This is a genomic window from Paenibacillus sp. Paensp38, from assembly GCF_059491915.1.
This window is the reverse complement of the sequence record NZ_CP168516.1, coordinates 620,718-634,571: the sequence shown is the minus strand read 5'-3', so window position 1 is coordinate 634,571 and position 13,854 is coordinate 620,718. Positions and strand designations below refer to the sequence as shown.

Below are 13,854 nucleotides of genomic sequence, written 5' to 3'. Positions count from 1 at the left end.
TGATATAAAATGTTTTTTGTCGAAACAGAATAAAAAATGTTGAAATCGCTTTTTTTTGTGCTACAATAGCACTATATCGAAGGATTGTGACCGGTGATGCGGGCAATGCCTGAGTTCAATTGAGTACTATTGCTAACAATAGTATTGAATTGTGCTTAGGCATTTTTTATTGGTAAAGGATGGGAGGGGGAACTTCAATGATTATTGAGAAGGTGCTCAATAACAACGTCCTATTGACTAAAAACGATAAAGGCAAAGAGGTCATCGTGATGGGAAGAGGTATTTCCTTCAAAAAGGTGGCTGGCGATCAAGTCGATGATGATAAAATAGATAAGATTTTCATGTTAAATGAAAACGAGTTCACGGCCAAACTAACCGAGCTGCTGAACGATATTCCTGTATCTCATCTGGAGGTCGTGAATGAAATCGTAACCCATGCAACAGAAGTGTTGGATACGGAGTTAAGCGATAATATTTATTTAACGTTGACCGACCATATTCATTTTGCCATACAACGGCAAGAAAAAGGACTGGCACTCCAAAACGCGATGCTGTATGAAATTAAACGCTTTTACAAAAAAGAATTTGCAGTTGGACTGGATGCTCTCCAAAAAATTGAAAATACGCTCGGAGTAAAATTGGGCGAAGATGAAGCGGGATTTATTGCATTGCATATGGTGAATGCACGGATTGACGGTAACGAAATGAAATCTACACTGAAAATGACTGAGATTGTCCAACATATATTGAACATTATTACGTACCATTACGGGATTGTGCTGGATGAGTCTTCTTTTAGCTATTCGAGATTTTTGACACATTTGCAATATTTTGCGATGCGAGTGATTCGTAAAGAAGTCATTCACAGTGGTGAAGAATTCTTGTACAACCAGGTGAAGCAGACGTATGCCGAAGCTTTTGCTTGCGCCCAAAAGATCAATGAGTATCTGGAAAAAACATACGATCAATATTTAAGCAAGGATGAATACGTATATCTAACTATCCATATTCATCGGGTAACTGAGCGTAATAACATATAAGACTAACAACTTCATACCCCTCATCGTTCATGGATTGTGACTGGTAAGGCAGGCAAAACCTAAACTGATGGTGAAATCGACGTTCCCTTATAGGAAGAGTGCGCAGTTTTCACCACGAGTTTAGGTTTTTCTTGTTTACAAGGTTAAAAAGATGCATGCCGGCGCATCTTAGCAACAAATGTAAACGGTAAACCCTATCAGTAGCAAGAATAACCCATAAGGAGTTCTAAATATGAGTGATAAAGAACTATCTAAAAAAATAGTGACTCTCGTTGGCGGCGAAGAGAATGTCAATTCCGTATTCCATTGCGCTACACGCTTGAGATTTAAATTAAAAGATCGCACAAAAGCAGACAAAGCTGCACTGGAAGCAACACCTGGTGTCATTACAGTGGTGGAAAGCAGCGGCCAGTTCCAAGTGGTCATCGGCAACAATGTAGGTCAAGTATTTGAGCATATGATGGCAGAAACGAATTTGCAGGATGCAGACAATCCTAATGCCAAAAAGGAAGAATCTTCCGAAAAAACAAATGTTCTCGGCAAAGCGGTCGATATCATTTCCAGCATTTTCTCACCTCTCTTGGGTGCTCTTGCCGGAGCAGGTTTGCTCAAAGGGATTATGGCCTTAATTGCGTCGCTTCATTGGATTGATACTACAAGCGGTACGTATCTCATTTTGAACGCCGCTTCGGACAGCGTATTTTATTTCTTGCCTATATTCCTGGCTATTACTTCGTCCCGTAAATTTAAGACAAATGCCTTTGTATCGGTCGCAGTTGCTGGAGCACTCGTGTACCCGGATGTTATTGCAGCGGTGGATCATCCGGCAAAACTGGCTTTTCTCGGGATTCCAATCATTCTGATAAAATACAGTTCCAGCGTAATCCCAATTATTCTCGCGGTATGGGTACAGTCCTATGTGGAACGTTGGTTTAATTCCTTTGTTCATCAATCGGTTAAAAACATTATCGTCCCTATGCTATCACTGCTAGTTGTTGTTCCGTTGACGTTTTTGGCCTTTGGTCCAGTCGGTAACCTGATCAGTCAAGGCTTGGCGAACGGTTTTACATGGGTATACAATTTAAGCCCATTGATCGCCGGAGCTGTGGCTGGTGCATTCTGGCAAGTGTTTGTTATTTTCGGTGTACATTGGGGCTTCGTTCCTATTATGCTGTCCAATATTCAAACATTGGGTTATGACACGATGCTTCCAATGCTTACAGCAGCCGTACTTTCTCAAGCCGGTGCAACACTGGGGGTATTCCTGAAATCACGAAATACTCAAATGAAGGCTTTGGCGGGTTCCTCTACACTGGCAGCTGTATTCGGGATTACAGAACCAACGATTTATGGTGTAACTTTGAAATTGAAAAAACCTTTCATTTATGCTTGCATATCCGGTGGTATTGGGGGCGCTATTATCGCTTCTGGCGGAGCGACTGCAAAATCCTTCTCCCTGCCTAGTTTACTGGCGCTGCCAACTTATTTTGGAGCTGGATTCTTGTGGGTAGTCATCGGTTTGCTCGTTGCCTTTGTACTCGCAGTTGTGTTGGTTATGATTTTGGGCTTTGATGATCCAAAAGAAGAAACTGCAAAAACAGAAGCTGCGCCTATAAAGAAAGAAGTGACAATCGAGAAAGAAATTCTCGTAAGCCCACTGCAAGGTAAAGTATTGCCTTTGGAACAATCTTCTGATGTTGCTTTTGCTTCAGGTGCTATGGGGAAAGGAATCCTTATTGATCCTACAGAGGGTGTGCTGACATCTCCTGTCAATGGAACGATTACGACCGTATTCCCAACCGGACATGCCATCGGTATTACTTCCAATGACGGAGCAGAAATTCTGATTCACGTTGGTGTGAATACAGTGAAGCTGAAAGGACAATTCTTTGACAAGCGCGTCAAAGAGGGTGATGTAGTGAAGCAAGGGCAATTGTTGCTCGAATTTGATATCGAACAAATTAAAGCGGCAGGCTATACAACGACTACGCCGATTATCGTAACAAATTCCGCTCAATACCTGGACGTATTGAACACAATGGAAACTGAAGTGAAGCGTGAGGATTACTTGTTGACTGTTGTGATCTAACATTTAATTATCAGACTAGGGCATTTTGCATAAATCCCAGGAGCGTTTTCAAATCAGCAGTATATAGATCGAAATGCTTTAATTCGTCTATATACTGTACTTACAAGCGTTGGGAATCGAATTATGCAAAATGCTGACTAAAGAAGCTTTCCCTACGGGAAAGCTTCTTTTTTATACATAATGAGACAAGTGTTACAGTGAAAAACGAAAAAATCATTTATTGTAAGTTTGAGATTGTAAAAAAAGGAGGGTTTCTGTGAAAAAAGGATATATCGCCGGGTTAAGTGTCATTGTATTGCTTCTCATTGGTATCGCTATTTCAGCTGTAGTTAAATTTCAAGATCTGGAGCAGGTTGTTCAGCAGAAAGATAAAGAGATCCAAGCAAGCAAAAGCAATTATCCCGAAATATATGACCACTTGAATGCGGTTACACTAGATGGTTTTAAGCGTTTGATTCAGCAGGATCAAAGTGTGTTTGTCTATGTCGGCAGACCCAGTTGTGGAGACTGCAATCGGTTTGAGCCTAACTTTAACAAGATGATCGAACAGTATAATCTAGGCTCTAAAATTACTTTTTTGAACGTTCACAAAATCCATAAGGACAAGCCTCAATGGAATAAATTCAAAGAGGATTACAATGTTAAATACACCCCCACTATTGCAGAATTCAGAAACGGCAAGCTGGTTGATAAAATAGAATGGACGCCCAAAAGAGACCTCAGTACGGATGCTGTAAAAGAGTGGCTGACTTCCAAGAAAATTATTATTTTATAAGTCTCTTTTCTATTCAATTCATTACAAACACAGAGAACTGTTTATGCAAAAAAAAGGTATTCATTCGTATAACGCATGAATACCTTTTTAGGAATGCACAGGTCTTCCAAGCTCTAATAAAAAAGGGGCATTCGGATTTTATGGTGGAGACAAAATCAAAACATTTCACTTAAAAATCGGAGAATATGGTGGTATTTTTCTAAAGACTTGATTTGTAGCGATATCTTAGTACAATGGTTTTATGACTACTCAAAAAATAATAAATGATGAGCTCAGAGTCAAAATATTTAAGGCGTTAGCTGATGAAACAAGATTGGACATCATACGAGCTCTATACGCCAGCAAGAAGGAAATGAATTGTGGAGAAGTAGGACACATTCGCGATACTACGAAATCGAATACTTCGTATCACTTGCGTGCTTTAAAGGAGGCGAAATTGATCAAGGTACGAAAAGAAGCTCAAACGAAGTATATGAGCATCGATTTGGAGACATTTCAAACTTACTTACCTGGATTTCTGGATACATTGTAGAAAGAAATTCTTTTTTTATTCATTAGTTCAATAATCTTTGAACTATAGAACTAACTAAAAAGGGTGAATAAAATGATCAAATTAACTGCTTTATTTTTCCTCATCATGTTTGTTATCGGTACGGATACGTTTTTGATATCTCCGCTCATCCCCACTCTTCAGAGCTTGTTTCATATCCCAACTGAATATTCCGGTTGGATGGTAGGGTCTTATGCTTTAGGTTATGCCATTTTTGCACTGATTGCTGGACCGCTTTCCGATGGATGGGATCGCAAAAAAGTAATGCTTTCCGGCATGATCTGCTTCTCTGTTTCAACCATGTTATGCGGCTTTGCCACAGGTTTTTGGTCGATGTTCTTCTTCCGTTTTTTAGCCGGAGTCAGCGCAGCATTTACGGCGCCTCAAGTCTGGGCCTCGATCCCTACTCTGTTTCCAACGTCAAAAATCGCCAAAGTATCAGGATTCGTCATGGCAGGCTTGGCTGCTTCCCAAGCGTTCGGTATCCCTATTGGAAGTCTGCTTGCCTCAACCCATTGGTATTATCCTTTTTTTACAATCGGTGCATGTGCATTATTGGTAGCAGTATTCATCTTCTATGCTTTGCCCGAAATGAAACCAAATCAAGGCCAAAAAACCAGGACTCCGATTTTCAGTAGATACATCCCACTATTGAATAGCCGAATGGCAAGAAAGGCTTTCCTCGCTCATTTCTTATTTCAATGTGGATTCTTTGCTGCCTTTTCTTTCATTGGAAAATGGGTGACGGATCGCTTTCACCTTTCAATTGATCAAACGGGATACGTAATGTTTTTTCTAGGTCTTGGGAATATAGTCGGGAGCTTTGGCGGTGCCTATGTGATCAAAACGTTAAACCGTTTCAATACGCTGGTTGTAGGCTTTCTTGTCTCTATCATATGTTTTATTGTGTTGCCTCTCTTGCCGTCGGTTGCGGCTTTCGAAAGTGTTTACTTTTTCATATTCGTTAACATGGGGATCTCTTTTCCCCTAATATTGGGAATGCTGAATTCACTAAATCCGACCATCCGCGGCACGATCTCCAGCTTGGCCAATTCAAACATGTACGCTGCGACAACGCTCGGTTCTTGGATCGCAGGCCTGATTTACGCGACTTTTAACGGTTTTTCCGCCGTAGGCATGTTTGCGGCTATATGCTTTGCCGGTTCGTTGTTATCTTTTATATTCAGCGGTATTTTGACCAGTCACGCGAAAACAAAGAAGGAGTTTGCATCATAAATGCATAGAAGAAATTCATATGGATATTTTAAATCTTCCAAACTTCAACATATTAAGTATTAGTGAAAATGAATTTGATTTTCTAATACAAGTGGTGACGAACTCTCCACCTTTGGCTTGCCCTCATTGCGGATGCATAGCCAACCTCTACAAACACGACAGCAGGGAACAAGTTTATATGGACTTGCCCATTCATGGCAAGCGTGCAGGCCTTCTTATAAAGCGTCAGAGGTATCGCTGTAAAGATTGCAATCGAACCTTTTGGGAACACTTAGATCACACCATAGACGAAAAGCGAAACTGTACCAAACGATTATTGTCTTATATAGAGAAGCAAAGCCTTAAACGCACGTTTGTCAGCATATCCGAGGATGTTGGATTGCATGAAAAAACGATACGTAACATCTTTCGTGATTACCTCAATCGTCTTAAAGTAACGCTTCGTTTTGAAACTCCTAATTGGCTTGGGATTGACGAAATACACATTATTAAGCCAAGATGCGTTTTAACCAATATTGAGGAACATACGTTGTTAGACGTTTTGCCCAATCGTAACAAGGAAACCGTTATAGACTGCCTCTCACGCCTTCCAAATAGAGGACAAATACGATACGTCACAATGGATATGTGGCAACCATATAAGGACGCCGTGAGGGCTATCTTGCCAAAAGCTCTTATCATCGTCGATAAGTTTCATGTTCTCCGTATGGCAAACCAAGCGTTAGAAACCATTCGTAAGCAGCTCCGAGAAGGATTATCGCCAAAAGAACGCCGCGGGCTGAGGCACGACCGTTTTATCCTCCTAAAACGCCATATAGCGCTTACAGAGATGGATAAAATTACGCTTGACCTTTGGACAAAGAATCATCCTTCTCTCGGCACTGCTTATGACTTAAAGGAATCATATTTCGATATTTGGGAATGTGATAGCAGACAGACGGCATTCCTTAAATACAACGAATGGAAAGCTAAAATACCAACTGAACTGCAATCCGCTTTTGAACCACTTACAAAGGCTATGAAGAACTGGGAAGAGGAAATATTCGCCTACTTCGACCATCGCATTACAAACGCTTATACGGAGTCTCTAAACAGCCTTATTCGAGTCATTAATCGTTTAAGCAGGGGATACTCTTTTGAAGCCCTACGAGCCAAAATACTCTTTACAGAGGGACTTAAAAAGCAACGTAAGCCTAAGTACCAGAGGCGGTTTGATAGCTACGATCTACGGGAGGAAAACTTCCCGATGTTTAATATGCCACCTATTGAAGTTGTTCGTAAGCCAGAAGAAATAATCTTGCTGGGAATCGATTTTTCCACCTTGATCGAGAAATTGGAGAAGGGCCAGCTATAAACCCTTCTCCGCCATAAAATCCGAATACCCATAAAAAATAGTTCCTACTACTCTTCACTGCCTTCTGATAAACCTCGTTCGTATCTATCAGTCCCTATATTGTAGACACTTCATGAGTATGGTCGTCAATCGAATCAGGAAATTCATAACGGATAATATCCGTTTCGGATACGATATGTCCGATTTGTGACTCAATGAATTCTAAATCTCCTTCTACTGCCCCTATAAAATGCTTTGTACCGGGTTCAATGACGATGACCTCACCGGGGCTGACTGTCTGTATCACGCCATTGATAGAGACACTCCCGGTTCCAGAAACTATAGTCCAAACTTCTTTACGAAACTGATGCTCATGATAGCTGATAAATCTCCCGTTTGAAATGACCACGCGTTTGGTCACTGTCTGCAATCCACTTGCTGCCGCTTGATGGGATAACACCGTTTGCTTTCCCCAGAAGCGCTCCTCAAAACGTGGTCCGATTTCAATTTCCGCCACCATATCCTTAATTCCTGTGGATGACTGCCGATCCGTAACCAGCACGCCATCCGGCCCAGCAACGACGATAATGTCCGGGACATTCCAGATACTGACCGGAATCTCCAGTTCATTGATGATATGCGAGTCATGTGAAGCTTCTGAAATATATCCTGGACCACTCAGCTTCGAGCTTACTTCTCTCACCAACGAATCCCATGTGCCCAAGTCTCTCCACTCTCCATGATATGGAAGCACAGAGAGCTTATGAGTATGCTCTACTACCGCGATATCGAAGCTAGTTTTAGGCAAGTCTGCATAATTTGTCGAAAGAGATTCATAGTCGGCTGGTATACCCATTTGCTTCAGAATATCCAATAAAAAGCCCAGTCTAAAAGCAAACACCCCGCAATTCCATAAGGCCCCTTCACGGATCAACGCTTCTGAACGAATCAGATCCGGCTTTTCTACAAATGAACTAACCCTATAATATGGCTGGTCAAGTGAAGGAGAGGCTGAAGGCACAATATATCCGTATTTATCAGAGGGTTCCGTCGGAGCAGCCCCCATTAATGCGATATGGCTTCCTGATTGCTCTAATATGGAAGGAAGCCTGCGCAGATGCTCAAAAAATTCATCTCCCGCATACCCGTCCACAGGCATGACCCCTACGATCTCGTCGAGTGATGCGCCTGCAACGTCATGCAAGTAGGCCGTAGCCAGGGAAATGGCCGGGAAAGTATCTCGCTGAGTCGGCTCCTCAATCACTACAGCATCTCCGCCAATTTGTCCTCGAATCAGCTCGGCCTGAGTTCCACTCGTCGAAAAATAGGCCTCATCTGCCAAATTCGCCTCATCTAATTGCCTCCATATTCGTTGCAGCATACTTTCGGGCCGTTCGTCGTGACGTAGTATGGAAAGAAACTGCTTGGGACGGTTCACATTGGATAAGGGCCACAGACGTTTACCCGAACCTCCAGATAATAAAATCATTCGCAAAGATGCAACCTTCTTCCTGTAAATTAATATTTTTCTTACATTATAAGACTGTTCATTTTTCGCATTTCTGCCGAATACATAAGTATGTATTATCGTGGCAAATACATGATTATGCAATGCTATTGTATCTTTGTCTGTACAGGAGATGTCAGTCATGCCCATAAAAATACTCATCATTGAAAATCAAAAAGGTTTGGCAGATATGATTGCTCTTCACCTTCAGGAGGAAGGCTATCATACCGAGCTTATTTATGACTCTAAACTTGCAATTCCTACACTCATGCGTTTTAAGCCGGATATTATTGTGACCGCTCTAATGTTTTCCGGTAAAGTCGAATGTGCGCTGATCAGCCAAATCCGTCAATTTACCACAGTCCCTATGCTGGTCATCTCTAATAACACCGTGCTGAATATAAGAATAAAAGCTCTGGATGACGGAGCAGATGACTTCTTATGCAAGCCGTTCAGTCTGATAGAGTTAAATGCCCGCATCAAAGCCCTGCTGCGCCGCTGCGGCCGCAACATGCTCACTGAATCGCAAACGGTAACTCAAAAGAATAAAAAGGTAAGGGTATGGGTGAATGATTACCGTCATTGTCTGTTAGTCGATGACCAAGAAATAGAAGTCACTCAAATCGAATTTTCTATTATAAAAGAAATGTCCTGCAATCCAGGTAAAGTCTTTACCCGCAGTGAGCTGATGGATCGGATCAAAGGCGGAGATGGCGCTTATCTGGATCGCACTATCGACGTACATATTTCCAGCCTCCGCAAAAAAATAGAACGTGACCCTAAAAATCCTCAGCACATCCGTACCGTCTGGGGCAGAGGCTACAAATATGAGATGTAGCCGTATCATGGCTACCCATTTCCCCACTGAGCAGCTTGCTTTTTATGGAAGGTTTCGCTTCTTCCATCGCCGATAAGGAAGAAAACAAGCTGCTCCACCCAGTATCCCTATGAGGAACAGTCCCCATCCGAAACGGTAGGCGGAAGCCAGAATAACGACGACTTTCCCGTTCCCGTTACCATTGGTAATAAATCCGGTAGTTACTCCATTCACAGACAGACGGGCTCGCTGATTTTCGCCACCCAGCCTGAACTCCCATAGTGGATTGGGTGATTCGGTCTCCCGGATCAGCACCTGCTGATGCGTCGGATTATATAGCGTAAAACTGCGTTCCATGGAATTCTCACGAGTAGCCTGAATGCTTTCCGAAGCATGTGGTGCCATAAAAAAGGTATCCATATCCGTTCCCTCAAACAACGTAAATTGATCCACTGTAATCATGGCTTGATAAGGGATAATGGAATATTCCTTCATTTGAAATAAGCCTGACTGCTTCTTGTGCGCATGCGCTAAAATTTGAAACTGCATCATGGCGGTTCCTGCCGGTGCCTTCACAATTTGATCATAATGATTCCATTGTTCCTTATCTCTCTCCTCCACCTCATCAATATAGGAGGTTTGGAGAACCTGGGACGCTTTATTCAAAAATATGACCTTCATGTGCCGACTTCCAACTTGTGCTGATCGCGCATCCAACTGCACGGCATACTCTTGCAGCGGCTCGGCCTTCATTTTCTTGGACGCATATATATTCCAGTCACAGGAATAGCTAGGTGCGTAACGGATAGAGAGTCCTTCGTCCATAAATGACAGGTTCGTCTGGCCAGGTCGTATATCCGCTACACATCCGACATCCGTGTCTAATGACTCCTTCGTGTTCTCCCCAGGCATTACCGTCACTTCCTGCCCGCCCATTCGATGAATATCTCCAAAACGGCTCAATGACGGTACTTGGCTGTCCAGCACAAGGGTTAAGTGATACTTTCCCTTGGTTAGGAACAGATTTTTGAATTCTATTCGGCCATAGTCGTTCAGCAGACCGGGAATTTGTATGATTTTCTTGGCAAAACCATCCTGATCGGGCACCGTTTCAATAACCTGCTTTTCAGATAAAGAGGTAGCGGGTAACCGCTTATACGACTCTTCCGTACGAATCGTTCTGGTCAGCACCTCTCCCGTCTCTTCATTCACCCACTTCATCGTTAATGACCCATGGTATCCTGCAGGTAGATTAGCCAAAATAGCTGTGGCATAGGTTCCCGTTTTGGCGACTTCCACATCCCTGCTTAACGTCCCCTTCTGATAGCTGATCCCCCGCCCCATACTAAGTCTTGGTAAAGCACGCTCCGTCTGCACATTCCCTTGGGCGTTAAAATCGTTCTCTGCCTCCAAGGTGAAAAAGAGCTTGCCCCGCTTCAATGCCTGCTCCACTGGAAAAGATAACTGATCTAGCTGATCCACAGGCACAATCGCAAATTGATTGACCGCATTAAAACCTTGCAGGTTATTAACCGTGACTGGAGTATCTCCTTTTGGAAAAACATGTTCCCCCAGATCGACCCATTGAAATTGGTTTAAACCATTATCCTGGGTCTTGATACTAACCACTTTGTCCGGTAGCGTGACTTGTAATTTCCCGCCTGCCTTATTCATAAACACTCTGGCATATACATGCGAGGTTTGAGGTTGATCCAGTTTTTTGTGCATCGTAAACGTGTTAGGCTTACTGTATTGCCCCAAATCACGTAGCTGGATATCATGAATCCACCAGTAATTTTTTTGCTGTGGGCGCTGCAGGGTTAACAAATCCATTCGCATCCAATAGCTGCCGGGCGGCGACACGTATTCCCCGTAAAATTTCACACTGTCAAAATTATATCCCTCCGAAGGCGCCACGACATAGCTAACCCCCAGTTCACGCATTTTCTTATCGTAAAATCTCATTTTCACATGCATTTTGTTCGTCCCACGACCGGAAACGGTAATTTGGAACTGATACGGATTATTTTCCTTGGCTTCCAGCAAACCTGATCGAGCGACCTGCCATATATTACTCGGGTCTCCCTTCATAATTTCACCATGCAGAGTTGGCACATCATTCAATTCCTCACGGGGATTAGCCTGCACACTGAACAACTGCGGGTTATCCGGCTTGAAGAAGGTTTCGGTCCGCAACATGGAATCAAAGTCCACAACCGTCTTCCCTTCGATGCTGCTCATCTGATACGGGGCCACATCCAGCTTCTTACTGGCAAAGGTGACCGCAATCCCTGCATCCATTTCCATATCGAACGGAAAGTTCCGTATATTTTGGGAGGATAAATACCACAACCAATCGTTGGTCGAGGCAAAGGTTTTGGACCATTTTAAAAAGGCATTACCATCCTCAATAGCATCAAAAGGCCGTAAGTAATCCTCTGCTGGAAGCTGTGACAATAGCAAGTCATTAAAGGACGCCGCTTCCACATAATCCCCTTTGTTAATCGTCTGGATGGTTTTTAGCTCAGGCTTTAACGCACTGAACAGCACTCCAAAGCGGCTAAAATCAAAACCAGGCAGATGACTGTAGCTCTCTAGTCGGCTAAAACCGTAAGGTGTTACAATTTTACTCGCAAGGATGTTCATATAGGGCGGTGTCTGGTCGAGATTGAATATGGAAAATAGCCCGTTCTGGTACGTACGTTTCAGCCCGGTCTGACCTTCCAGCTGAGAGAGGTGGAAATCCTGACGCTTCTCCTGTCCCACATATTCATCATGGTAGACCAACTGGTTAACACCAAAGGTAGAGAACAGCCAACCTAATCGGGAGCTTAATCCGTTGTCCATGACATACTGTAGAAAATTCATATAGTATGTAATACCGGGATCATTGCCCTCATGATGAAAGATCGTATTTTTAGGAGAAGAGTATACCTGAAAATCTCCGGTTGCCTTTTCGTTTGCGGTCTTCCCTTTATTCCATTTGGGCGTGGCTACTCCGTTATAGCTCTGAATCATATTGTCAGCAATCGGAAAGTATAATGCCTTGCTATCGAAACGATCCGGATCAGTCAGCTTTTCAGCCATTTGACCATAAGCCTCCGGCACTTGTACTGGCTTGTAGTACCCCTCAATGAACTGAGTGCGCAAGGGAGCAAAATATACCCCCAGACACAGGACGACGATAACGACCGCCAGCTTTTTATATACACGCTGTAGCGGCGATGATCCGAACCATTCCATAAATTGAATGACACCAAAGGTCAGCAACACCCCGAAATTAAGGGCAATCAGTCCAATAAATTTGTTAGGATCACGGAAAACCGAACCAATCACAGGGGTTTTCGTAACCAGAATGACAAACCACTTGGCAATCGATGGGAACGTCGTCCCGGTAGCTGCAACCAGAAACAGCAGCGTAAGTAGCGAGAAGATCAGAATGATCGGATTTTTATGTGAACGTGTCACCATCGCATACCCGATCAATAGCAACAAAAATCCCCCTCCTACATAAAACATGACAGGCAGTGAGGACAAGGAAAACATGGGCCACCAATAGCTCAGTAAATAACCCACATTATTTAAACTGCTGTTGCGGCTGAACAGAGACAACGTATCCACGACATTGATATTATGCTGAGACGCTTGAGCGTCCATCAACATGCTACCGACATATAGAGACAACCAATAAAAACTGAGCAGACCGAAAAACATGCCAAAAATGATCCCTTTACGCAAAAAATTGTCGTATAACGGCTGCAAATAGGTGCGACCAGCCTTACGGTGGGTCCAGGTCAGCTTGATCAATAGCAACATGGTGAACAAGCCCAAATAAATCATGCCGAAGAAAAAATAGTGAATTGCCGCAGCACTAACGGTGAATACCGCAGCCAACAGAAACAGGTCGATCCAGTTCCGCTGATACAACTTGTGGGGATGATAGTTTTTAATTTGTTGAATTTGAAACTTGGGGTCCACCGCACTGAAAAAGAATCGCAGCATTAACGGAAATAAACTATATCCACAGAGCAAATAAATATGCTGAATGCGGAAAATAACCCACGGATTCAACGCATAAAACAACGAGCCGACCATGATGGCAAAAATACGGGTCTTCGTAAAGCTTGGTGAATAATACACGCTAACCAATCGTTTGGCAAAGGCATACATCGAAAATGCCGAAACAAATAACAAGCCTGTAATAAACGACTTGAGCAAGACCGGTCCGCTTTCGTCAAATAAGAGTGACAGTCCATAGAAGGGCAAGATGTACAGGATACGTGGAGCATTGAACAAGGTCGAGGTAGACCATCGCTCGTTCCATACCCCGGTTATTTCCTCCAGATACCGATGAGAGGTGGCTCCAAAAGCAATGTCGCTAAACACAATTTGCCCTGGTCCATAGATGGGTGCAAGATATGCAACAATCGCAATCAGCATCAACATCATTGCCGCCATATCGTAACGATAGCGAAATACCCATTTTTTCATGCTTGTCCCCCTCTCT

At 43.2% G+C, this 13,854-nt stretch carries 9 protein-coding genes; 7 read left to right on the top strand and 2 right to left on the bottom strand.

Annotated features, from left to right (window positions below):
• The first annotated feature begins 197 nt into the window (after positions 1-197).
• From licT to ACEN8J_RS02975, 6 genes are all read left to right on the top strand, one after another.
• The gene (gene licT, locus ACEN8J_RS03000; RefSeq protein ID WP_341039889.1) at positions 198-1,040 is read left to right on the top strand and encodes a BglG family transcription antiterminator LicT; all 843 of its coding nucleotides are present in this window, start codon (positions 198-200) and stop codon (positions 1,038-1,040) included.
• 232 nt (positions 1,041-1,272) lie between these two features.
• Positions 1,273-3,129 (top strand): beta-glucoside-specific PTS transporter subunit IIABC, encoded by a 1,857-nt coding sequence (locus ACEN8J_RS02995; protein WP_495594229.1) that lies wholly within the window; start codon positions 1,273-1,275, stop codon positions 3,127-3,129.
• A gap of 256 nt (positions 3,130-3,385) precedes the next feature.
• Positions 3,386-3,904, top strand: coding sequence for a thioredoxin family protein (locus tag ACEN8J_RS02990; protein WP_029518385.1), 519 nt, complete (start codon positions 3,386-3,388; stop codon positions 3,902-3,904).
• A 241-nt stretch (positions 3,905-4,145) separates the two neighbouring features.
• Positions 4,146-4,436, top strand: a complete 291-nt coding sequence (locus tag ACEN8J_RS02985; protein WP_058710457.1) for an ArsR/SmtB family transcription factor — start codon at positions 4,146-4,148, stop codon at positions 4,434-4,436.
• 72 nt (positions 4,437-4,508) lie between these two features.
• Positions 4,509-5,690 carry an MFS transporter gene (locus ACEN8J_RS02980; RefSeq protein ID WP_029518384.1) on the top strand — a complete coding sequence of 394 codons (1,182 nt, stop codon included), beginning with the start codon at positions 4,509-4,511 and terminating at the stop codon, positions 5,688-5,690.
• 19 nt (positions 5,691-5,709) lie between these two features.
• Positions 5,710-7,044 carry an ISL3 family transposase gene (locus ACEN8J_RS02975; protein WP_341039891.1) on the top strand — a complete coding sequence of 445 codons (1,335 nt, stop codon included), beginning with the start codon at positions 5,710-5,712 and terminating at the stop codon, positions 7,042-7,044.
• 94 nt (positions 7,045-7,138) lie between these two features.
• Here ACEN8J_RS02975 and ACEN8J_RS02970 read toward each other — a convergent pair whose 3' ends face one another.
• Positions 7,139-8,512 (bottom strand): sugar phosphate nucleotidyltransferase, encoded by a 1,374-nt coding sequence (locus ACEN8J_RS02970; protein ID WP_340957594.1) that lies wholly within the window; start codon positions 8,510-8,512, stop codon positions 7,139-7,141.
• 160 nt (positions 8,513-8,672) lie between these two features.
• Here ACEN8J_RS02970 and ACEN8J_RS02965 point away from each other — a divergent pair, with 160 nt between their 5' ends.
• Positions 8,673-9,368: a response regulator transcription factor gene (locus ACEN8J_RS02965; protein WP_069011053.1), complete on the top strand. Its 696-nt coding sequence runs from the start codon at positions 8,673-8,675 to the stop codon at positions 9,366-9,368.
• Between the two features lie 42 nt (positions 9,369-9,410).
• Here ACEN8J_RS02965 and ACEN8J_RS02960 read toward each other — a convergent pair whose 3' ends face one another.
• Entirely contained in the window at positions 9,411-13,838 is a 4,428-nt protein-coding gene (locus tag ACEN8J_RS02960; RefSeq protein ID WP_029518380.1) for a putative glycosyltransferase family protein, read from the bottom strand.
• Positions 13,839-13,854 lie beyond the last annotated feature (16 nt).

Bases quoted from the DNA above. Each gene is read 5' to 3' on its own strand.
- ACEN8J_RS02985 (WP_058710457.1), top strand. From the start codon at position 4,146: ATGACTACTCAAAAAATAATAAATGATGAGCTCAGAGTCAAAATATTT.
- ACEN8J_RS02965 (WP_069011053.1), top strand. From the start codon at position 8,673: ATGCCCATAAAAATACTCATCATTGAAAATCAAAAAGGTTTGGCAGAT.
- ACEN8J_RS02975 (WP_341039891.1), top strand. From the start codon at position 5,710: ATGGATATTTTAAATCTTCCAAACTTCAACATATTAAGTATTAGTGAA.
- ACEN8J_RS02980 (WP_029518384.1), top strand. From the start codon at position 4,509: ATGATCAAATTAACTGCTTTATTTTTCCTCATCATGTTTGTTATCGGT.
- ACEN8J_RS02960 (WP_029518380.1), bottom strand. From the start codon at position 13,838: ATGAAAAAATGGGTATTTCGCTATCGTTACGATATGGCGGCAATGATG.
- ACEN8J_RS02970 (WP_340957594.1), bottom strand. From the start codon at position 8,512: ATGATTTTATTATCTGGAGGTTCGGGTAAACGTCTGTGGCCCTTATCC.
- ACEN8J_RS02995 (WP_495594229.1), top strand. From the start codon at position 1,273: ATGAGTGATAAAGAACTATCTAAAAAAATAGTGACTCTCGTTGGCGGC.
- licT (WP_341039889.1), top strand. From the start codon at position 198: ATGATTATTGAGAAGGTGCTCAATAACAACGTCCTATTGACTAAAAAC.